Source organism: Nonlabens xylanidelens (assembly GCF_002934445.1).
GTDB lineage: Bacteria > Bacteroidota > Bacteroidia > Flavobacteriales > Flavobacteriaceae > Nonlabens > Nonlabens xylanidelens.
On sequence record NZ_PTJE01000003.1, the window covers coordinates 187,953 to 210,781 of the forward strand.

The 22,829-nt window shown below is 34.5% G+C and carries 21 protein-coding genes; 5 read left to right on the forward strand and 16 right to left on the reverse strand.

Annotated features, from left to right (window positions below; genetic code table 11):
- Nucleotides 1–68: 68 nt before the first annotated feature.
- The 7 genes from LY01_RS08250 to LY01_RS08280 all read right to left on the reverse strand — a co-directional run bounded on the left by LY01_RS08250 (nt 69) and on the right by LY01_RS08280 (nt 4,526).
- Nucleotides 69–560 (reverse strand): hypothetical protein, encoded by a 492-nt coding sequence (locus LY01_RS08250; protein ID WP_104515371.1) that lies wholly within the window; start codon nt 558–560, stop codon nt 69–71.
- Nucleotides 561–758: 198 nt separating this feature from the next.
- The gene (locus tag LY01_RS08255; RefSeq protein ID WP_146080400.1) at nt 759–1,316 is read right to left on the reverse strand and encodes a hypothetical protein; all 558 of its coding nucleotides are present in this window, start codon (nt 1,314–1,316) and stop codon (nt 759–761) included.
- A gap of 258 nt (nt 1,317–1,574) precedes the next feature.
- Nucleotides 1,575–1,877, reverse strand: a complete 303-nt coding sequence (locus tag LY01_RS08260; RefSeq protein WP_104515373.1) for a type II toxin-antitoxin system RelE/ParE family toxin — start codon at nt 1,875–1,877, stop codon at nt 1,575–1,577.
- Nucleotides 1,874–2,116, reverse strand: a complete 243-nt coding sequence (locus LY01_RS08265; protein ID WP_104515374.1) for a type II toxin-antitoxin system ParD family antitoxin — start codon at nt 2,114–2,116, stop codon at nt 1,874–1,876. The genes LY01_RS08260 and LY01_RS08265 overlap by 4 nt, the downstream gene beginning before the upstream one ends.
- 306 nt (nt 2,117–2,422) lie before the next feature.
- Nucleotides 2,423–2,902, reverse strand: coding sequence for a hypothetical protein (locus tag LY01_RS08270; protein ID WP_104515375.1), 480 nt, complete (start codon nt 2,900–2,902; stop codon nt 2,423–2,425).
- Nucleotides 2,903–3,180: 278 nt separating this feature from the next.
- Nucleotides 3,181–3,606 carry a hypothetical protein gene (locus LY01_RS08275; RefSeq protein ID WP_104515376.1) on the reverse strand — a complete coding sequence of 142 codons (426 nt, stop codon included), beginning with the start codon at nt 3,604–3,606 and terminating at the stop codon, nt 3,181–3,183.
- A 257-nt stretch (nt 3,607–3,863) separates the two neighbouring features.
- On the reverse strand, nt 3,864–4,526 hold the full coding sequence (locus LY01_RS08280) for a hypothetical protein (protein WP_146080401.1): 663 nt from the start codon (nt 4,524–4,526) through the stop codon (nt 3,864–3,866).
- A 265-nt stretch (nt 4,527–4,791) separates the two neighbouring features.
- Between LY01_RS08280 and LY01_RS08285 the strand changes: the two genes are divergently transcribed.
- Nucleotides 4,792–5,130, forward strand: a complete 339-nt coding sequence (locus tag LY01_RS08285; RefSeq protein WP_104515378.1) for a single-stranded DNA-binding protein — start codon at nt 4,792–4,794, stop codon at nt 5,128–5,130.
- Between the two features lie 110 nt (nt 5,131–5,240).
- Here the strand turns inward: LY01_RS08285 and LY01_RS08290 are convergent, their stop codons facing one another.
- From LY01_RS08290 to LY01_RS08315, 6 genes are all read right to left on the reverse strand, one after another.
- Entirely contained in the window at nt 5,241–6,047 is an 807-nt protein-coding gene (locus LY01_RS08290) for a hypothetical protein (RefSeq protein ID WP_104515379.1), read from the reverse strand.
- 111 nt (nt 6,048–6,158) lie between these two features.
- Nucleotides 6,159–7,622, reverse strand: a complete 1,464-nt coding sequence (locus tag LY01_RS08295) for a magnesium chelatase (protein ID WP_104515380.1) — start codon at nt 7,620–7,622, stop codon at nt 6,159–6,161.
- Nucleotides 7,623–8,318: 696 nt separating this feature from the next.
- Nucleotides 8,319–10,424: an ATP-dependent DNA helicase RecG gene (recG, locus tag LY01_RS08300; protein WP_104515381.1), complete on the reverse strand. Its 2,106-nt coding sequence runs from the start codon at nt 10,422–10,424 to the stop codon at nt 8,319–8,321.
- 154 nt (nt 10,425–10,578) lie between these two features.
- Nucleotides 10,579–10,920 (reverse strand): GIY-YIG nuclease family protein, encoded by a 342-nt coding sequence (locus LY01_RS08305; RefSeq protein WP_104515382.1) that lies wholly within the window; start codon nt 10,918–10,920, stop codon nt 10,579–10,581.
- 314 nt (nt 10,921–11,234) lie between these two features.
- A complete protein-coding gene (locus LY01_RS08310; RefSeq protein WP_104515383.1) occupies nt 11,235–11,831 on the reverse strand; it encodes an LURP-one-related/scramblase family protein in 597 nt (198 codons plus the stop codon).
- Between the two features lie 85 nt (nt 11,832–11,916).
- Nucleotides 11,917–14,247 (reverse strand): ATP-dependent helicase, encoded by a 2,331-nt coding sequence (locus LY01_RS08315; protein WP_104515384.1) that lies wholly within the window; start codon nt 14,245–14,247, stop codon nt 11,917–11,919.
- A 174-nt stretch (nt 14,248–14,421) separates the two neighbouring features.
- Between LY01_RS08315 and LY01_RS08320 the strand changes: the two genes are divergently transcribed.
- Both LY01_RS08320 and LY01_RS08325 read left to right on the forward strand, forming a co-directional pair.
- Entirely contained in the window at nt 14,422–15,972 is a 1,551-nt protein-coding gene (locus tag LY01_RS08320; protein ID WP_104515385.1) for an FMN-binding glutamate synthase family protein, read from the forward strand.
- A gap of 296 nt (nt 15,973–16,268) precedes the next feature.
- The gene (locus LY01_RS08325) at nt 16,269–16,787 is read left to right on the forward strand and encodes a DUF7935 family protein (RefSeq protein WP_104515386.1); all 519 of its coding nucleotides are present in this window, start codon (nt 16,269–16,271) and stop codon (nt 16,785–16,787) included.
- A gap of 108 nt (nt 16,788–16,895) precedes the next feature.
- On the opposite strand, the gene LY01_RS08330 is transcribed toward LY01_RS08325, so the two are convergent.
- Nucleotides 16,896–18,992, reverse strand: coding sequence for a M1 family metallopeptidase (locus LY01_RS08330; RefSeq protein WP_104515387.1), 2,097 nt, complete (start codon nt 18,990–18,992; stop codon nt 16,896–16,898).
- A 158-nt stretch (nt 18,993–19,150) separates the two neighbouring features.
- Here LY01_RS08330 and LY01_RS08335 point away from each other — a divergent pair, with 158 nt between their 5' ends.
- Together LY01_RS08335 and LY01_RS08340 are read left to right on the forward strand one after the other, a co-directional pair.
- Complete coding sequence (locus LY01_RS08335) at nt 19,151–19,681, forward strand: methyltransferase domain-containing protein (RefSeq protein ID WP_104515388.1); 531 nt, start codon at nt 19,151–19,153, stop codon at nt 19,679–19,681.
- Nucleotides 19,682–19,684: 3 nt separating this feature from the next.
- On the forward strand, nt 19,685–20,536 hold the full coding sequence (locus LY01_RS08340) for a glycosyltransferase (protein ID WP_104515389.1): 852 nt from the start codon (nt 19,685–19,687) through the stop codon (nt 20,534–20,536).
- On the opposite strand, the gene LY01_RS08345 is transcribed toward LY01_RS08340, so the two are convergent.
- Together LY01_RS08345 and pafA are read right to left on the reverse strand one after the other, a co-directional pair.
- On the reverse strand, nt 20,533–21,024 hold the full coding sequence (locus tag LY01_RS08345) for a DUF6646 family protein (RefSeq protein WP_104515390.1): 492 nt from the start codon (nt 21,022–21,024) through the stop codon (nt 20,533–20,535). The two genes, LY01_RS08340 and LY01_RS08345, sit on opposite strands and share 4 nt — an antisense overlap.
- A 56-nt stretch (nt 21,025–21,080) precedes the next feature.
- Entirely contained in the window at nt 21,081–22,763 is a 1,683-nt protein-coding gene (gene pafA, locus LY01_RS08350; RefSeq protein ID WP_104515391.1) for an alkaline phosphatase PafA, read from the reverse strand.
- Between the last annotated feature and the right edge of the window lie 66 nt (nt 22,764–22,829).

The following is a 22,829-nucleotide window of genomic DNA, read 5'->3' on the forward strand; positions in this document are numbered from 1 at the left end:
ACTTGTTAGAAATGAAGTGAAATTTGCTTGTTTTTTTAGTACGGTTCTTTGTTGGCAGTTCGTTTTTTTTAGTTCGTATAACTTCTTATTAGTTTGTCGTTTGATTTTATCCATTTATTATATTGTTCAGGAAATGGATTGATTTTCAGAATGGATTGATAATGCGTTTCTATAAAGTCTTTTTCATATTCAAAGTCATAGAAATTGTTCAGCGATTTATGTTTTTTTATTAATTCAGTTTTGTCAGTCAAGTATAATTCAAGCATAAAGTCAAAACGAATCATTTCCTCAATAATAGTATTTTTTCCGATATAAACTTCAGGAAAATCATAACCTTGATTTACGATTGAAATATAAATCCCAAAATCATTTTTAAAGGTTTCAATTCCACGTTTTTGATTAGAAATCGAATATCCATCTTCGGACAAATAGATGTTCGCTTTTTCTTTCATTTGAATAAACAAAGGATGAAGAACAGGTCTCCATTGATTTTCATCAGTTTCAAGTTTCTCCTTTGAGTTACTTTTAAAAAAGCTGGAAATAAATTTTTTAATTTTCAATGTGTTTTCTCGGTTTCTTAAATGACTGCCAAAGGATTTGTATAAGAATAGTAGGGCTGAAAATAAACAGTCACTATTCAGTAGAACACAAGCCGAATTTTTAAAATTTACTTATTATTTTTTCTCAATAAGCCAAATTTAAAAATTTGGCGACTTCGCAAAGCTGTGATTGCGTTCTAAAATATATTCAAATTTATATTATTCAATTCCTTCGTGGTCAAAATTTAGTTGTCCAATATTGTCTATAATATTGGGTTCAATGTCAAAAGTTACTGGAATGTTATGTGGCTTTCCCAATAAATTAGTTCCGTTTAAAAAATTATTTTTTTTAGCTGTGAATTCATTCTCATACCAACAATCAAAGAAATTTACAAAGCCATAAAATTCATTATTTGATATTAAAACAGAGTTTCCAAATTTATTATGTCCGCCAGCTTGAAAATCTAAATAGCTATCAAAAATGCAATTGTCAATTTCTAAACCACCCAAAAAATATGTGAACAAGAATTGACATTTTTTAAATCGACTATTAGTTATACTAACAGCTTTCTCAAATTGGGTTACGCTACCAGAAAAATATTCGATTATACAATTTTCAATAACAATTTCTTTATTCCAACCGTCAACCGTTTCAATTTTCAGTTCGCCTTCCACATAATAATCTTTTAGTGTTATTCCGTTATTTAATAAAGCGGTAGCTTTTTCTTGAGAAATATTATGTTTCGGTGTTTTTGTCATATTGTGGTCAATAGCCAAAAGTATAAGGCGAGTGAGGCATTCCTTTGGTATGCTCCTATTTTGGTTATGGTTGTAGATGTGAAAGTACAAAACAAATTAAGAATTCATACGCCTTACAGGTGTTCAAAAAGAGCAAGTTATAATAGGTGAACACTTCATTAAAAAAGCAAAATCAGGATTAATATATGATGACGGATATAGAGGTGTACTTGTTAGAAATTAAGTGAAATTCGCTTGTTTTTTTTAGTACAGTTGTTTGTTGTACACCGTTTTTTTTTATTTCAGATGTTTTTTAATATCCATTCTCTGATGTAAAATTCTAACGATTTCTACCATCTCATTATCTACTTTTCTGTAAAACAATAGATGAGATTTAACTTTCGAAACTCTATAATTTTTTCGAGTTTGTTCTGCAGATTTTCCTGCAAGATAATTTTCCGCAATAAATTCAATTTCTGCAATTATTAAATCGTAATATCTGTCTGCTTGTTCTTTAGACCATTTGTTAAGAGTATAAATCCAAATTTTATTTAAATCCTCAATCGCTTGTTGACTTATACGATATTTGTTATTACTCATAAGTGTTTACGATGTAATTCTTTCAGGTGTTGTTTTGGGTCAAATTCTTCAACAAATCCACTATTTTCTCCCACTTCTAGAGCTTTAATCAATTCTCTTTCTTTTTTTTCATCACGTTCTAACAAACGTAAAGCAGAACGAATTACTTCGCTAACCGAACCATATCTTCCAGAATTCACTTCTTCTCTAATAAACTCCTCAAAATGATTTCCGAGTGATATTGATGTGTTTTTTCCCATTCCGAATATAATTTTAGTCAAATATACCAAATATTGGTAACGCAACCAAAATGCACATAACAGCCAAAGGTATAATGCGATTGAGGCATTACATTGTTATGTAGTATTTTTAAATATGATTATAGATGTGAAAGTACAAAACAAATTTAGAATTCATACACCTCAAAGGTGTTCAAAAAGAGCAAGTTATAATAGGAGAATACTTCATTAAAAAAGCAAAATCAGGATTAATATATGATAACGGATATAGAAGTGTACTGGTTAGAAATTAAGTGAAATTCACTTGTTTTTTATCACAGTTGTTTGTTAGCAAACGTTATTAATTTCTATTACGTTAGATTTACATATACATAAATCATCATTCAAAATAAGCAAACCTTTATAAAATTCAAGTTCATACCTATTACCACCAAATTCTTTATATTCAATTTGTATATCATCAAATTTAGTAACTAAAACTTTGAGTGATTTAATAATCCAATCACCGTCTTCTTCTTTAATCCAGTCACTCAAATCGAGTAATTTACCATTTTTAGGAATCAATTTATAAAGTTCGGTTCGCCTTAACAGTTCAATCAAGAAATCATAAATATCTTCTAGATTTGAGCAGATTTTGTCTATACCTTCATCTGTATTATACACAATATCAAATCCATATTTGTTCTTTGGATGTATTTTTATCGTGTTTATTTTATTTGTGATAAATAATTCATTAATTCCGTATTCAATGGAATGATTATACCTTTCAGATAAGAGTCTTATGTTCTTTTTTATTAATTGTTCCATTTTTAGGCAATGCTGTACAACAGCAAAAGATTAATACAAGTGAGGCATTCCTTTGGTATGCTCTTATTTTGGTTATGGTTGTAGATATGAAAGTACAAAACAAATTTAGAATTCATACGCCTCAAAGGTGTTCAAAAAGAGCAAGTTATAATAGGAGAATACTTCATTAAAAAAGCAAAATCAGGATTAATATATGATAACGGATATAGAAGTGTACTGGTTAGAAATTAAGTGAAATTCACTTGTGTTTTAGTGCGGTTCTTTGTTAAAACATGTTTTTATTCCGCTATATTGATTATAATTCCATTGAATTCTGAGTTGTTTTTCAATTCATAATTTGTATTAGTTTCGTAATATGGTTTCCACTTCTCGAGGATTAGTTCACTTTCATTATTCCATTGTACTATTTTATAACCATTCGGAATAATACCTTTTTCAAGGTCATTTATATTTTTGTTATTTTCAATTACAGACCAAAAGACTCTTGAATATCCAAATCCGCCATTATCAAATTGATATTGGTAATATTTGTATTTTTCATTTGGCGAAATAGATTCAAACAGAATATTTAAACTCGGTTCATCTAGAATGTGTTCAGAATTAAAGGTCTCTGCTAGATCATTAAAATCAGAATTTATTTTTATTCCAATTCCAACTATTCCTACCAGAATGATTCCGACAATTATTAAAATCCATTTTTTCATTAAAATCAATCATTTTCAATTTATCACGATTTTCTCAAATCACAAACAACGGTTGGATATAAGAATAATAGCGCTGAAAAAGTGCACAAACTATTCGGTTAGACTCAATCCGAATTTTTAAATTTATCTATTTATTTTTCTTTTCTCAAATAGCCAAATTTAAAAATTTGGCGACCTCGAAAAAGTGCCGAACCTTTGTATTTGCAACTGCTCGCGCTATTTTTTATATACATTGTTCTACACCGTTTTTTCGCAGACTAGCTCATCCATTCTAATCGACGATAAACCGCAATAGTATCCTTTTTCTTGTTTAGGAAATAGTATTTTTTCCCTTCAGAGAAATTTGTCTCATATTTTTCTAAACTTATTTGTTCGATTAGTGATTTGGTTTTATTATCATAGATATTGACATTTATCTCTTTTACTAAATCCATTAGATATGAATTGCCGAAGAAGTCTAAATCTATATTTTTTCCGTTATGATATTTCATAACATCCATTTTCATCTCTAAAAGACCATCCGCATCCCAAATATTATTTTTTGCTTTTGATAGGGCTATTTCTTTATCAAATTGTTTTAGAACATCTTGATAACAAAATTCATAATCAATATCGTCAAGAGTCAATTTTAATTTTTCATCACACAATAATTTCGAAGTGTTTTTAGTTGACCATATAGATGTTACAGTAAAAGAACTATCAAAATTATCGTCTGTGGTGCCTTTAGAATCAATTCTTTTTTGAATGACAGTATCACCTCGATATTCATATTCAACTCTTAAAGTATCGCCGTATGTTTTGCTCGATATTCTATTTGTTATTTCAAATGGTTCTAACTTTTCCTGAACTTCTCTTTTGGGTTCAGTAGAGCATGCAATAAAAATACTTATGATTGTTATTATGTAAAGTGTTTTTTTCAAATGGTGTAGAACGAAAAGTATATGAGAACCATCTCTCAACCCATAAATTTAAACATAAATCAACCCCATTTCTAACATAATTTTTAAAACTTATTCTTTTCAATAATAACAGTCGATTAGTAAGATATAACCATTTACAAACGTAAATAAACGTAAACAAACGTTTAAAATACAATTGAAACTTTGATACTGTCACATCTTTGCACCGTCATCAATTACAAACGATGGCGTTAACTAATATATAATCCATACAAACAAATTTATTATGAGTAATCTAAGCAACAAAGTACAATTGATCGGTAACCTAGGACAAGACCCAGAAACAGTAAATCTTAATGACGGTAAAACGCTAGTTAAGTTTTCTCTTGCTACTACAGACCGTTATACTAACAAATTAGGTGAGCAGGTAACTGACACACAATGGCACCGTATTGTAGCCTTTAATGGCACGGCAAACATTATATCTCAATACGTAAAAAAAGGAAATAAAATAGGTGTAGAAGGAAAACTAGTCACTAGACAGTGGGAAGATAAATCTGGAGAAAAACGCTATACTACAGAGGTAGTTTGCGACCAGGTTTTAATGCTAGGTGGTAAAGCATAATCTTACTTATTCCTTTTAAAAAAGAACAAATTAATTCTTAAGCAAAGAGTCCATTATCTCGCGATAATGGACTCTTTTTTATTTTAAAATAAAACTCGTTAAAAGCTTTTTTACTCCTCTTCTATGGCATTAAGAAATGGCTCTAGTTCTAATAAATGAATGTCATCTCTTTTACGTAATTCTCTTAAGAACCATCCTTTATGACCAGCTCCATAAGTAATTAAAATTCGCTTTCCTTCATAACGGTGTTTTTCTAGAGCCTTTTCAATATTCCAATAATGGGCAATATTTATATTTTCCCAACCACCTAGGCCTAGCTCTTCATTAAATAGTTTGTTATACGTCTGTAATCCTATATCTTGTATGCTATCATATGCATTAGTATGAATAAAATAGGGATCATTTACCTTTCCTGTAGCTTTATAAATAGAATCTGATAATCTATTTGCATTGCGATAGGCAGCCCAGTCTTCTGTTCTAGAAGTATCCTGACTTATAGCTCTTAGCTTTTTACTACGTTCTCTCGCCATGGATAAAGACCATCCTGCTGTTGGTATAATTTCAAAGTCCATTTCTTTAGACAAAGGAAAAACAACGTCTGTATATTCTGGAAAACGCGAGACCCTAGATTCAGATATGGAATCGTTTTTCTTAAATCCATCCATCGCTTCTTTAAAACTACTAGGTGGTATTTCAGTTAAGATATAATCAGGTTGAATCTCTTTAATTAACCTCTCCAGATAGTCTGTATTATAAACACTATCTGTTAAGTGGCCACCATGAATAGTTCCCAAAACTAGAACTTCATTTTTAGGCTTTTCTATCGTCTCTTTACGGTCGGTAGAAGTATGATCATTACAACTACTAATGAGTAGTATTAAAAGTAATAATGGCAGGAATTTAAAGCTCTTTTGCATGTTTTTATAGGGGTTTATTATTATGTAATTCTTTTCAACTTTTTAAAATGCAAATAGTAGGTCGTTTAAGAAAACAACCTACTATTTATAAATTCTAATATCTTTTATTATCTAGATTCCTCTTACAAAGTCACTATATAAATCATTAAATTGATACCCTTCTGTAAATCTCTTTTTACTCAGTTTATCAAATTCCACTAGTGACCAAAGAATAAACTCTTTCATGAAATTACGGTCTTCCTTAGTTGTCTGTGGCTGGTATTTTTGCACAAGATCTTCTAGCGGTGTCACCTGATCGATCAATACTTGATAATCACTATCATTTAATTCGTCCAGTAATTCTAGCCCTTCATTATTAAAGAACCACTCCACTAATTTGTCATAAGGCGTTACCTCATCACTTTTAACTAGTTTCTTGATTTCTGGAAAGTATTGAGGGAACAACGTCTTAGTCGCCGCACCTATCAATTCATTTGCTACAAAGGCTGCACCTTCTTGCTCTCCTTCATAAACCAGTTCTACCTTACCTGTGATTGCAGGTATAATACCTGTAAAGTCAGAAAAACGAATAGTAGTCTTATCGTCACCGTTCATTAAAGAACGACGCTCAGCAGTACTCAGTAGATTTTCAAAAGCAGTAATACTCATACGAGCACTTACTCCACTTTTTTCATCTACATACTCACTATTTCTAGCGCTGAAGCTTATTTGCTCCAATAAATCCTTAGCCAATTCAGGCACATAAACAGTCTCCGTAGTTCTTGAATCGTTCTTCGCTTCTTGTTGAGTAATTGTTTTCGCAATAGCGATATTCTCAGGATAATGAGTCAAAATTTGAGACCCAATTCTATCTTTAAGAGGTGTAACGATGCTACCACGGTTGGTATAATCTTCAGGGTTTGCCGTAAATACAAACTGCATGTCTAGTGCCAGTCTCAATTTAAAACCACGTATTTGTATATCACCTTCTTGTAAAATATTAAAAAGCGCTACCTGTATACGCGCCTGTAAATCTGGAAGTTCATTTATTACAAAAATACATCGGTTTGCACGCGGTATCATACCATAATGTATCACGCGATCATCTGCATAACTTAGTTTTAAGTTGGCTGCTTTTATAGGGTCTATATCACCTATTAAATCGGCAACAGTAACATCTGGAGTCGCTAGTTTTTCATAAAAACGATCGTCTCTATGCAACCAGGATATAGGTGTTTTATCACCATGCTTTTCAATCAATTCTTTGGCCGTTCTAGAGAGCGGCTGTAATGGATCGTCATGAATCTCACTATCGGTCACATAAGGTATGTATTCATCTAGCAAACCAGTCATTAGTCTCGCAAGTCTGGTTTTTGCTTGACCTCTTAAACCTAATAAATTGATGTTGTGACGTGATAAAATAGCACGTTCTAGTTCTGGAATTACAGTGTTTTCATAACCATGTATTCCTGTAAAAGAATTCACATCATTTTTAATGTTTTCAATAAGGTTATCCCTTAATTCTTCCTTAATTGACTTTGATTTCCAGCCGGCTTCCTTCAGCTGTCCTAACGTACTTATTTTATTGTAATCCATAATTTTTCCTTCGTAATCGTGTACAAATTACAACCCAAGCCCTACTCTAGCAATCATTAAAGAGATATTTAACGTTCCTGTTTAAGAACCGTAACATTCCAGTCGTTTAAATTCCACATAAAATGGTTGTAGATCTCGCTTTCGCGAAAGCGGAATAAAAAAAGAATTTTAAATACAGATCAAGGATTAAGCTAGTTTGAAGCTGATTAAATACAACCTCATCGATTAGATCGAGCACCTTTCAACCACTCCGAGGTTTTTGCAAAACCACACCTCGCCTATTCTTAAGCGAGGAGCTTTTAAAAACTCTCTTTTAAATTAAAATAACTTTATTACATAAAAAGCTCCTTACCTTAATTAAGGAAAGGTGGGCATAAAAAGCGGTAGCGATTTATGGTCGGAAAGGTTTGGCTATGTTGGTTTGGAGAATAAATTACAACCTTATCGATTAGATCGAGCTCCTTTCAACCACTCCGAGGTTTTTGCAAAACCCCACCTCTCCTAGTCTTAGGCAAGGAGCTTTTAAAAACTCTCTTTTTAAATTAAAATAACTTTATTACACAAAAAGCTCCATTCCTTAATTAAGGAATGGTGGGCATAAAAAGCGGTAGCGATTTATGGTCGGAAAGGTTTTGCAGTGCTGGAATGGAGAATAAATTATAAGCTCATCGACTTGATCAAGCATCTTTTAAAGACTTAACTTATATACTTCCAAAGTCCTTTTTTGTTTTGTAAAAAAGACATGACACGTTTTACACCAGCATGTTCAGGTTTTTCTATTTTCACATCTTTGGCGAGTAATTTTTGCGCTGCTTCTCTTGCTATGGCAAGTATGTGGTTATCTTTTACAATATCTGCAAGTCTTAAATCCATGACACCACTTTGCTGCGTTCCCATAAGATCTCCTGGGCCGCGTAATTTAAGATCTACCTCAGCAATCTTAAAACCATCGGTAGTAGCAACCATGGTGTCTAATCTTGTTTTTGAATTGGCACTTAATTTATGACCTGTCATTAAAATACAGTAGCTCTGGTCTCCACCACGACCTACTCTACCGCGCAATTGGTGCAATTGAGATAGTCCAAAACGCTCGGCACTTTCTATAATCATGACGCTGGCATTAGGCACATTTACACCTACTTCTATCACTGTGGTTGCGACCATGATTTGTGTCTCGCCGTTTACAAAGCGATTCATTTCATAATCTTTGTCCTCTGGCTTCATACGACCATGGACTATACTCACTTTGTACTTGGGTAACGGAAATTCTCTTACTATACTGTCGTACCCATCTTGCAGGTCTTTATAATCTAGCTTTTCTGACTCTTCTATTAATGGATATACCATATAAATTTGTCGTCCTAGCGCTATCTCGTCACGTATAAATCCAAAAACGGCCAATCTATTTTTATCATAGCGATGTACGGTTTTAATCTCTTTACGACCTGGCGGCAACTCATCTATTACAGAGATGTCTAGATCTCCATATAGACTCATGGCAAGTGTTCTAGGTATAGGTGTTGCGGTCATCACGAGCACATGCGGTGGCAATTCATTTTTCTTCCAAAGTTTTGCTCTTTGTGCAACGCCAAAACGGTGCTGCTCATCTACTATAGCAACGCCCAAGTTTTTAAACTTTACTTTATCCTCAATAAGTGCATGTGTACCTATTAAAATATCTAAAGTTCCATCTTCTAACTCTTCATGAATGGTACGACGTGCTTTAGTCTTTACAGATCCTGTAAGTAAGGAAACCGTAATTCCTGTACCTTCTAGCAATTCTGAAACGCCACTGTAATGCTGTTGTGCTAGAATCTCGGTAGGTGCCATAATACAAGCCTGGAAACCGTTATCTAATGCAAGTAAGGCTGTGAGAACGGCAACTATCGTTTTTCCAGAACCTACATCACCTTGAAGCAAACGATTCATATGCGCGCCAGTACCCATGTCGGCACGTATTTCTTTTACTACGCGTTTTTGAGCGCCAGTAAGTTCAAAGGGTAAATGATTTTTATAAAAGTCGGTAAACTTATCTCCTACATTATCAAAAACATAACCTCTTATCTTCGTTTTTCTAATTCTATTTTGCAGCAATAATTCCATTTGAATAAAAAAAAGTTCTTCAAACTTTAATCTATAAATAGAATGCTTTAACAGCTCTGGTGTGGTAGGAAAATGAACATTAAGCATGGCTTCATTTTTACCTATCAACTTATAATGCTCACGCATATCGTCTGGCAGCGTTTCTACAAAGGCGCCATTGATCTCGCTAAATAACTTGCGCATACATTTAACGATGTAGGTGTTAGTTACCTTACGTTTAGCAAGCATTTCTGTACTGGGATAGACTGGTGTCATCGCACTTTGTTTGCGTGACTTGTGATCTACTAATAATTCTAGATCTGGATGTGCAATATTATATTGAGATCCATAACGAGCCACTTTACCAAAGGCTACATAGGGCTCATTTATCTTTAAACTATCTCTAAAATGTTTCTGACTGCGGAACCATACCAACTCCATGCGTCCCGTCTCGTCTGCAAACGTGGCAACTAGCCGCTCTGACTTACCAGACCCTGCGGTTTTTATATTTATTATTTTCCCTAGAATCTGCACTTGCGCACTGTCTGGCACAAGCTGATTGATCTTATAATATTTAGTTTTATCTATATATCGATTAGGAAAAAGGTTTGCCAGATCTCCATAAGTATGGATATGCAATTCACTACGCAACAGTTTTGCTCTTTCTGGGCCTATGCCAGCGAGGTAATCTATAGGTGTAGAAAGAAAGTTAAGTGGCAATGGAAAGTTGTTTCTAGTGTGTATTCAAAGATAAATGGACTTGATGAAATTGTCAAATTAATAATCATGTGAATATATGATATACCAAAATTTAAACTTTTAAAATAATGCTAGTCTGAGCGATAGTCGAAGACGGTTACTTATGGAAAGAGTTTTACCTTTCTCTTTTAGGTACATCATCTGAAGATGCAAATGCGCTTGATGAATCATTCTGACAATTAGATAATATTTTCAATCTATCAAAATCACCAGATGCTAATGCTCGTTTCTTTTTAGCTGACCCTTTCTTAATTCTTGCTTCAAAATGATAGGCTTGAAATACATCGTTAAATTGTTCATGAAATAACAACTCTACTGGTCGTCTTTTGAAAGTAAATGATCGCGGATTCAATCCTTTTTGATGTTCGTTAAATCTTCTTTGGATATTGTTCGTCATTCCTGTGTAGAGCAATCTGTCATTACATTCTAATAGGTATACATAAAACTGATAATTCATACCTAATAATATTAATAAAGATCGTGCGAGAGAAAAAGGTTTCGACTATCGCTCAACCAAGCATTTAAAATGAAATTATTATTTTCTGACACATTCAGACTGCATTCTTGAAGGTTTAATGTTGCTTGTATTTTATATCTTAAAGCTGCATCATAGACATTTAACAAGTTTTCAGCAATCTGATATTCTATTTTTTTGAAGGCGCATTAAAAAAACCTTTAATGAAGTTAATTCATTTTAGTTTTCGAATCAAAAAAAACCGAAACTCAACATTGTTAAGTTTCGGTTTTAAAGTATCTATTTAGTTGTCCGTATTATCCACGACGTCTTTCTAGCAGAATCATCATCATAAGACCTAACATTACTCTTTCTTTATCATCTTCGTCTATATCTGCCACTTTTTCAAGTTCAAATTCTTTACCGAAGAAAGAAGGCATTTTCTTTAATTTAACTACTATCTGACCTGCTTTGTTAGTCACATTATAAGTAGGGTTAAATAAATAACCTGTAAAAGCACCTAGTACAGGTATCTCTCCTATCATGGAGTCTGCAACACGTACCCATGCGTTTGCTTCTTGCACTTTATACTGCGGCTGGTTATTTTGATCTACGATATCATACTCTGCCTTCCACATAGAGCGCCATCCTTTACGAGCAATTTTACCTATTTCATTACCGCTAGCGTCTGTCATAGAATATGCTGCACTAAAATCCAGCCATTTATTTGCCGCGATGGTAAATAAAACTTGCGATTTACTCTCGTCACTGTAAACTGAAATGGCTTCTTTGAGCTTAAACATTTTTTGCTTTACGTAAGCAATAGTTTGTCCTGACGCATTTTTTGCTGTAAAATCATTACTTAGCGTAGTGATCTTAAATGAGAATTTAATAGGGTATTGTAAGTTGTTCATTCTGGTTTAATTAGTGGTTAAATGTAATGTTATAATTCCGCTTTCGCGAAAGCGGAACCAAAGATTAACATCTATAGATTTATTTCTATCCTACCACATCTAATTTAGCAAATCTCAGAAGTAATTTCTTAAGACCACCGACATTAAAGTTGATTTCGGCTTTTTTCTCACCACCAGCGCCTTCTAGATTAACTACTGTACCACGACCAAAGCGCGCATGTTCTACTATCATACCTGGTTGTAAATCGCCTTCAAAACCAGAAGGAGCACTAGAATTACTAGTTGTACGACTTACCGGTCGCATTTTTCTTAGTTTTCTAATTTGCTCTTCATTAGGCTGGTTTACACTGGGTGGTGTTCCATTCTTAGGTTTAGACTGTCGCAGTTTTGACTTATCTGGCTCATCCCACAGGTCATTATTCATCAGTGGTTTATATCGATAATTATCTATAGGAGTCGTGTATTCTATATAATCTTGATTAATTTCTGTAATAAAACGACTAGGCTCTGCATCTACTAGTTTACCCCAGCGATAGCGGCTCAAAGTGTAGGTTAAATAAGCTTGATGCTCTGCTCTGGTTAATGCCACGTAAAATAATCTTCTCTCTTCTTCTAGGTCCTCGCGAGTATTCATACTCATACCACTAGGGAAAAGATCTTCTTCCATACCTACTATATATAAGTAAGGAAACTCCAGCCCTTTAGACAGGTGAATGGTCATTAAAGAAACGCGGTCATCGTCTCCTGTATCTTTATCGAGATCTGTTGCTAGTGCAACATCTTCTAGAAATTCTGACAGGGCACCTCTCGCGTCTGCTACTTCTTTTTGTCCTTCTACAAAGTCTCGCATACCGTTAAGAAGCTCTTCCATGTTTTCTATACGAGAGATTCCTTCTTGTGTGCCGTCTTTCTTGAGCTCAGTTAACAAAGCGGTTTTCTTTAAGACATATTCTGTCAGTTCAAAAACGTTTTGAGTTAGATCTAGCGCTTGAAAACTCTTAATCATGGTAACAAAATTCTTCAACTTTGTTTTTGTAGAACTGTTTATTCCAGCATCTACTCGATCTATATTTTCCATGACCTCAAAAATGGTACGGTCATAATGTTTTGTAGCAGCTATTAAACGGTCCATGGTCGTAGCACCTATACCTCGAGCAGGGTAATTGATAACTCGTTTTATAGCCTCTTCGTCTTTTGGGTTTACCACCAGACGTAGATATGCAAGTACATCTTTCACCTCTTTGCGCTGGTAAAAGCTAAGACCTCCATAAATACGATATGGAATATCACGTTTACGCAACGCGTCTTCCATCGCACGAGACTGTGCGTTTGTTCTATAGAGAATGGCAAATTTTCCATTATCTAACTGGTGTTGCATTTTGTTTTCAAAAATAGAACCGGCTACATAACGACCTTCTTCTGCATCACTCATGAGTCGGTGGACTATAATTTTAGGCCCATCATTATTTGCTGTCCATACTACTTTATCAAGTTTAGTCTTATTGTGCTCGATGATTGAGTTTGCCGCCTCAACAATGTTTTTTGTAGAACGGTAATTTTGTTCTAGACGGTATGCTTTTACATTATCATAATCCTTCTGAAAGTTCAAAATGTTATTAATATTTGCACCACGGAAAGCATAAATGGATTGCGCATCGTCACCTACCACACATATATTTTGGAATTTATCTGACAGTGCTTTTACTATCAAATACTGTGAGTGGTTCGTATCCTGGTACTCATCTACCAGTATGTATTGAAAACGATTTTGATATTTTGCTAGAACTTCTGGAAAGCGGTTTATTAATTCGTTAGTCTTTAATAATAAATCATCAAAATCCATTGCTCCAGCCTTGAAACAACGTTCTACATATTCTTTATAAATCTCACCAAAACGTGGACGTCGTGCCATCGCATCTGCCTCTTGTAAATCGGCATCATTGTAATAGGCGCGTACGGTAATCAGACCGTTTTTAAGAGAAGAGATGCGCGACTGTATTTGCTTGTATTTATAGACATCTTTATCCAGTCCCATTTCTTTTATAATGGCACTCGTAAGACGTTGTGAATCTTGAGAATCGTAAATAGTAAAGTTAGATGGATAGCCTAGTTTATCTGCCTCCATACGCAATAGCTTTGCAAAGACAGAGTGAAAAGTTCCCATCCACAAATTTTTAGCCTGTCCGGCACCCACGATATCACCGATACGTTTTTTCATCTCTTTGGCCGCCTTATTAGTAAACGTAAGAGATAAAATATTAAACGGATCTACACCTTGTTGCATCAAATAAGCAATACGTATGGTAAGCACACGAGTCTTCCCAGAACCTGCACCAGCAATGATGATCATAGGACCTTCTTTTTGTAAAACTGGTTCTCTTTGGGCGTCGTTAAGCTGGGAAATATAATCTTGCACAGGTCTTCATTTTATAGAGTATAAAGATAAGGCTTGTGCTGTTCTCGCTTCTGCGAAAGCGGAATAAAAATCCAGCGTTTTTTCAACATTAAGAGATGGAATAGTATAATTTCATTGCAGTTATCACAGATCTTATATAACAACTATTGTATTTTTAGCTCTTAATTATTTTTCATGGAACAAATTTGGGATTTTATTGCAAACATAGCTTGGTACTGGTACCTCATCGCTTTTATAATTATCGTTGCACTTTATGATATTTTCAATAAGAAACACATCATCCTCAGGAATTTCCCTGTAGTCGGACATATTAGATACTGGCTAGAAAGTATAGGTCCAGAATTGCGTCAGTACATTGTGGCAAATAATCGTGAAGAACTTCCTTTCAATAGAATTGAGCGTGGCTGGATATATGCCAGTGCAAAGAATGAAAATAACTATGAAGGTTTTGGTACCGATCGTGACATCTACTCGCACCAGTATATTTTTATTAATAATTCAATGATGCCTTTTAAACTTGATGAAAATCATGTTACTGCTAAAGACCCAGGATTCCTTCCTTGTGCAAAGATTATGGGAGCTGCAAAAAATAGAAAAAGACCTTTTAGACCTAGAAGTGTGATTAATGTGAGCGCCATGAGTTATGGAAGTTTGAGTGCCAAGGCTATTGAGGCTTTAAACACAGGCTGTAAGGAAGTACATGCTTACCACAATACTGGTGAAGGTGGATTATCTCCTTATCACAAAACTGGTGCTGACGTTGTTTTTCATTTTGGTACTGGATACTTTGGAGTACGTGGTGACGACGGAAAATTTTCCATGGAAAAATTAAAACAACTGGTTAAAGATCATCCACAGGTTAGAGCTATAGAAGTAAAACTATCTCAAGGTGCAAAACCTGGAAAAGGTGGTGTATTACCTGGTTCTAAAATTACTAAAGAAATAAGCGAAATACGTAATGTCCCTATGGGAGAAGATGTTCTCTCTCCACCTACTCATAGTGCTTTTGAAGGAATACAAGGTCTTGTGGACTTTGTTGAGAAAATAGCTCAAGAAACTGGATTACCTACTGGTATAAAAGCTGCGATAGGTAAACTAGAACAATGGGAAGAACTGGCAGATATTATGAAAGCTACAGGAAAAGGTCCTGACTTTATCACTGTAGATGGTGGTGAAGGTGGTACTGGTGCTGCTCCACCTAGTTTTGCAGATCATGTATCGCTTCCATGGGTATATGGTTTTAAAGATCTTTATCAGGTTTTCCAGAATAGACAAATGACTGAAGATTTAGTCTTTATCGCATCTGGTAAACTAGGTTTTCCTGCTAAGGCTGCGATGGCTTTTTCTATGGGAGCAGATGTTATTAATGTAGCTCGTGAAGCTATGATATCTATAGGTTGCATACAGGCGCAAGCATGCCACAACAACACCTGTCCTACTGGTATTGCTACTCAAAATAAATGGTTGCAACGTGGTATCGTTGTTCCAGAAAAAGCTGGTAGACTGGCTAGCTATTTTAAGAAATTCAACAAAGAAGTGCTAGAGATTACTCACGCAGCTGGTTATGAGCACCCATGTCAGTTTGATATGAGAGATGTAGATGTGAATATAGGAGATAGTAACATGACACAAACTCTAGAACATACTTATAAATATCAAAAAACGGTCGTCCCATTTAATGGTATGCAAGAGTTAAAAGACTGCATTCACCTAGGTGGTAAATAAAATAAGCTGCTCAATCAAAAGAGCAGCTTACTGTAAAAACTAACCAAATAACCTTATAATCTCGACACTTAAAAAAACTCTGTACTGCAATTTGCTAACTCGATGTCTTTTTAAGGAAGTATTATTTTATAAACATAAAGTATATAAATATGTCGATAAAGAGGTAACAGATAAAACCACGACTTCATACTATAAAACACTTATATCGCTAGATGAATAGAAATAGCCCTATAAAATTACTTGTTAAATAAAATATCCTATTATTTTTGAACGTTCCAAAACTTTAAAACCCAAATATGCAAGAAGCGATTTTACCTTTACTCCAAACCTTATTACCTGCATTTATTATTGCAGTAATTTCTTATTATTTCTTTTCGTCATTTATGAAGAATGAAGAAAAAAGAAGACGTTTTATCACAGTAAGAGAGTCTCAAGCAAAAACACTTCCTACTCGCATGGCTGCCTATGAGAGATTAGTTCTTTTTCTTGAACGTATTAAACCTGCTAGTCTAGTCGTTAGAACTAAGCCTGGTAACTTATCAAAATCTGAGTATGAACAAGGACTTATTGCAGCTATAGAACATGAGTTTGAACACAACATAGCGCAACAAGTTTACGTGAGTGAAGAATGCTGGAATATCATACGTGCCGCAAAAAACACTACCATACAAAAACTACGTCAAGTATCTATGACTGATAAAGTCACCACTGCAGACGGACTACGTCAGGCTATTCTTAATGACCTTATGGATAAACGTGCACCTAGCGCCACTGCGATAAGCTTCTTAAAAACTGAAGTAAATGATTTGTTTTAAATAAAAAACATAGCTTATATAAAAAATCCAGATCTGTAATAGATCTGGATTTTTTTATATGATTAAACTTTATAAGAGTTATAAATCACTATTTATAAAATCATTAGATTATTTTATATCTATAATCTTCTTTAAACGTTTTTGATTTTCTGTATTAAAATGATCAAAAGACTGGTCTATAAGAAATTTACCATTCTCTCTTTTATATTGCGCTTTTAAGATATCACGCGCATTTTCATAAAATCGCCATACATGATGTAAACTAGCTTGCATGAGATCAATGTAATTTTGCTGACTCATCGCATCTAGATTTATTAAATAATCAAATGCTGCCGTTCTAGTCTCTGTACCATAAACAGGTCCTGTATAAGACTGTAATCTAGTTAATAAAGGCAATAACTCTTCATTGCTGTAACCACTAGAGTTGAGCGCAAGAACTATCCATGCCATGTCTAGACTAGAATTCATGTCGTTCCATTGCTGTTTTGTTTCTTCTAAAAAGGTTCTTTTATCACTCACATCATTCCATAAAAGAAATAATGCCGACTCTCTAGTCACGTAAGAATTATCGTTGAGCATGCTTTTTATCAATTCTCTATTCTCTACATTTATACTAGGCGTACTTAAAACTATTAATTGATTCACCTCTACATTATCAAGTGTGGCAGCCGCTCTTAATAACTCGTATTTCTTATTCGTATTATGAATACTTAATTGTGCCACCATTTCTTTAACCAGTTCTAACTCTACCGGTTTTTCTAGCGTTTCTTTATAAGAATAATAAGACTCGTCAAAGCTAGATATACGTCTTGCCGCCAGCTGTAAAAAGTCCTCCATAATAGGTTCTTTTCTCAAGATTTGTAAAGCATCGGCAGTAGGAAATGTAGTAGATGTTAACCATATTGCTTTAAACTCGTCTAGATTTTGATTGCTTACTTCTTCTACTATATCTAGAAAATCATTTGTCGTGACATTACTGTATTTATTCTTTATAAGGTATTGTGTTACGCTTTCGCGAAAGCTGAACTCTCCAACCTTATCCTTTAACGCATGTAAAGCCCATGCCCCATGTTGATAGAATGTAAGCGAGTTTGCTTTGGGATCTAACAAAGCGGTACTTTTTCCTCTAGCAGTCTGCTCGTTCAAAGCCTCGGCATACTCATATAATTGATGTTGAAAATAAGAATTACCGTATAAATCCTTTTCGGCTAGCAATGCATAATAACTAGCAAACCCTTCATGCAACCAGTGGTGCTTTGCATCTGTCTCGGTAACTAAATCACCAAACCATTGATGTGCTAACTCGTGCGCATTTACGTTTACATAACTACGGTCATTTGCTCCTAGCGCATCGGTAAAAAACACATCGCTAAAAACGGTTAAACCTGTATTTTCCATCCCAGAATATAAAAAGTCTTTTACAGGAATTTGCTTATAATCTTGCCATGGAAATGCTACTCCTATCTCTCCTTCTAAGAAATCAAAAATCTCTTTAGAATGTTGATAGGTAGTCGCTACTTTATCTCCTTGATTTTTATAATAGTAATATTCTAGAGCTGCCCCAGAAGAACTATTCTCTTTTTTCACCTCATAATCTCCTACAACCACGGCCAGCAAATAACTAGACATAGGTTTTTGCATGGTGTATTTCCATGTTTTCACATCTGCACCATTTGTCACGTTTTTAAGAACACCATTTGCTACAGCAAGCTTAGAAGAAGGAGCGGTAATAGACGTATTCCAGATGATCTTATCATTCATATCGTCAATACTAGGCAACCAGTTGCTGGTGTATTTACCTTGTCCTTGTGTCCATACTTGATCCCACAAACGATCATCGTCTATATCTATATGGTACATAGCCTTTGATGGGTAACTGGTAAAAGAGATTTTAAGGTCGTGCTCCTCTCCTGCCTTAAACGGAGCTTGTACGACAAGTTTCTTCCCATCATAAATCATTTTCACTTCCTTATTATCTAATAAGGCACTGTAAGAAACTAGGTTTTTTGCATCTAGAAAAATGGATAGCGCATCATTTAAGATTTCAAGATTATAATCTATAGTACCTGTTATCTCATTAGAATTTGCATCTAGGTTTATAGACACATCAGCCTGTTTAAAATCTACCGTTGTTAACTGGCTAGGCGTGTTTTGTGATTGAGAAAAATAAGCTCCTAAAAGAGCAACTAGTGTGATCCATTTCATAAGGGCGAAAAATACAAAAGATGTACCGCAATTAACTCCTAACGAGTCATGCTTAACTTTTATTAACGATAAGACTATCACTACCACATAAAGTTTTAAGAAACTGATCTTACTCTACGAGTATAAATCTCTATTTTCGTAACTTAAATTAAGCACCATTGTACGAGAACAGTTTCCCTCATAAAAGATTTGGATTAACCCTAGAATTTCTAGAAAAACACATCCCTAAAACAGATACCATTCTAGATTTAGGTGTTGAAAATCCGTTTTCTGTAATTATGAAAAATGCTGGTTATAAAGTACAAAACACTACTGGACTAGACCTAGATGACGACGTTAGTGAAATTGAGAAATTTAATGGCGATGTCGTTACTGCTTTTGAAATTTTTGAGCACCTAGTAAGTCCATACACTTCTTTAAAAGCTATTAAAAGTAATAAAGCCGTGATAAGCGTCCCTTTAAAACTATGGTTTTCTAGTGCTTACCGTAATAAAAACGACATTAGAGACCAACACTATCATGAATTTGAGCCTTGGCAACTGGATTACGTTCTAGAAAAAGCAGGCTGGAAAGTGGTAGATCGCATGAAATTTACAAATCCTATTAAAAAAATAGGCCTACGTCCCTTACTGAGAAAATTTACAGATCGCTATTACCTAGTTTATTGTGAAAAAGTGAATCCTTCATAGCCGTTGAAAATAGCCATTATCATACCTGCTCATAATGAAGAACAATTCATTAAACTAACCTTAGACAGTCTAGTGCAACAGACTTATAAGGCAGCACAAATAGTGGTGGTAGATGATAACTCTACAGACGCTACTTATGACATAGCTTGCTCCTATTCTACTGTGCTACCTATTCAAGTGGTAAAAACCTCTTCTAGTGCGCAAAACATACCAGGTTCTAAGGTGATCAATGCCTTTAATTATGGATTATCTCAAATAGATCTCGAGGATTATGATATCGTCTGTAAGTACGATTCGGACTTAATTTTTCCAGATCATTATTTAAAAGATGTGGTGACTCGCTTTCGCGAAAGCGAAACAACAGGAATGGCAGCAGGACATTGTACCATTGATAAAGATGGTACATGGCAAGTAGAAAACCAAAACAATCCTGATCATATAAGAGGTGCCTTAAAAGCGTACAGAACAGAGTGCTTTAAACAAATAGGTGGATTAAAAGCAAGTATAGGATGGGACACGATAGATGAGATGCTGGCCCGTTTTCACGGTTGGGAAGTTGTTACCATTCCAGAACTGCATGTAAAGCACCTAAAACCTACAGGAGCCGCTTATAATTCTAGGTCAAAATACCTACAAGGAGAGGCTTTTTATAAAATGCGATATGGGAGGATACTTACCTTTATTACCGCTGCAAAAATGGCGTGGAATAAAAAGCAATTCCAACTTATTACCGATTATTTAAAAGGTTACCATCTGGCACAAAAAAAGAACCTTGCTCCACTGGTAACAGAAGAGCAAGGTCGTTTTATAAGAAATTACCGCTGGAACGGTATAAAATCTAAATTAGGTTTCTAGAAATTAAAAGCTAGACCTACACTTACATTGAACTGGTTATACAATTCTTCTTGTACTGTTAGATCTCCAGATTTATATTGTGCTAGTGGAAAAGCAGCCTCTGTATAAACACCAAAACCGTCTGTAAAGAAATATCTAGCACCTACGTGACCACCAAAGTTTTTTGTACTGAAAGCAAGACCTGGATAAAAATCAAACATAGGATCTATGTTGATAACGTTCCCTATGTTTGCGTTAAAACGTAATTTTATAGTCGCTCTTTCATCAAAGTCTGCATCTATATCATCATCTAGACCTAGTGCATAGTTGACACCTAGACCCATAGAAAAATTCTCTGCAAGACCATAATCATAAGTCCCTTGAATACCAGTAGCACCTGACTGAAAGTCTGCACCTATTTGTACTTTTTGATCTCCTTTACCTGCAAATATTTGAGCATTTACAGTTACACCAGCTATAAGAGCTGCGATAAGTAATATTTTTTTCATGTTGTTAAGTTTTAATTTTGCGGTTGCAAATATAAGATTATCAAGTTAAAAGAAACTTATTGTTTTAACACATTGCTTATAGGGTTACCAGTAGCTCCATTAGGAAATCCTATTTTTAAAAGACTCGATATAGTTGGTGCAATATCTATAATTTCTGTACGCATACTACTAGAACCTTTATTGATTCCATTACCATAAAATAATAATGGTACGTGTGTATCATAACTTTGAGAACTACCGTGTGTAGAGCCAGTTTTAGAGTAAGAAATAACAGCAGGTTCTAGAACATAAATCACATCACCACTACGCTTGTGATGGAAACCATTTTGAATCAACTTTCCTGTGCCATCTTGCATAGTACCAGATACTAACGCATTTCTAGTAAATACCTTATCAATGTGTTTATAATCTACTATAGTCATTGCTATAAAGTTCTCTAGATCGATAGGATTGATATTATTTTTAATCAGGTTTGCTTTATTAAAGAATATCTGGTCGTTAGAAATGTTAGAAATCAAATCGTTTACACCATACTTAGATTGTATCGCTGTATTGAGATTATCTTTAAAGTCAGATCTATTAAAGTAACCTGCGTTTATTCTTCTAGTTTGAAGATAGGCAGGGTTGTTAATCGCACCATGATCTGCAGTAAGGAAAATGGTATAATTACCTTTACCTACTTCTTGATCTAGAGCTATAAAAAGACGCTCTAAATCTTTATCCAGTCTTAAATAAGTATCTTCTACCTCTACAGAATTAACTCCATATTGATGTCCTATATAATCGGTACTAGAAAAACTAACCGCTAGAAAATCAGTAACCTCATCCTTACCCATATTTTCTGCTTTTATAGCTTCTATGGCAAAATCTGCTACTATGCTATTACCATAAGGAGTTGCTTTTATAAGGCTGTAGTTGTCATTTTTCTCTCTCAGGCTATTTAAATCATAAGGAAAAACAGCGTTAGTCTTACCTCTAGGTGCTTTTTCAAATTTGTTAAGATCAGTACCGCTAGCCGTATAAGTTTCTATTGGGTAAAGCGTGTTCCATGTTTTAAGGTAATCGTCTGCTTTTCTAGAGGCATTAAAATCTGCCGCCCATTTAGGCAGTTGTTCTAGATAAAATGTACTAGAAATAAAACTTCCTTTATCACCACCTTCAAACCAGTAAGCAGCATCTGCCGCGTGTCCTGCTGGTAAAATGGCGCCTCTATCTTTTACAGAAATCCCTATCACCTTTGCTTTACCTTGAGTGTGCAATTCTAGTTGATCTGTCACTGTAGTCGTTAACATTCTGCGTGGTGACATTTTACCGTCGTCACTTAAAGAACCTACACCACTCACCTGGTCGTCACTTGCGTTATAAATCACTTTACCTTCAAATTTATCGTACCAGTTATTTCCTATAATTCCATGATTCATAGGTGAAGTACCTGTATAAATAGACGCATGTCCAGGCGCTGTATACGTAGGTACATAATTGTAATGATTGTTAGTAAGATTAAAACCCTCATTCATCAATCTCTTAAAACCACCGTCAGAATAACGGTTATAAAATCTAGATAAATAATCATACCTCATTTGATCGACAACGATACCTACTACCAGTTTAGGTGCATTTTGAGAAGCATCCATTTCTGTTATAGAAGATGTAGAAGGTTGTTGGTCTCGCTTTCGCGAAAGCGTGCTACAAGAAGTCAAAAAGACAAAAAGAAGTATCAGAGAAAGTAAATTCTTCATGGAAAAATATTTTTCACAAAAGTAAACTATGAAAAAATGAACAAGTTTAATAAAGCATTAAATTAT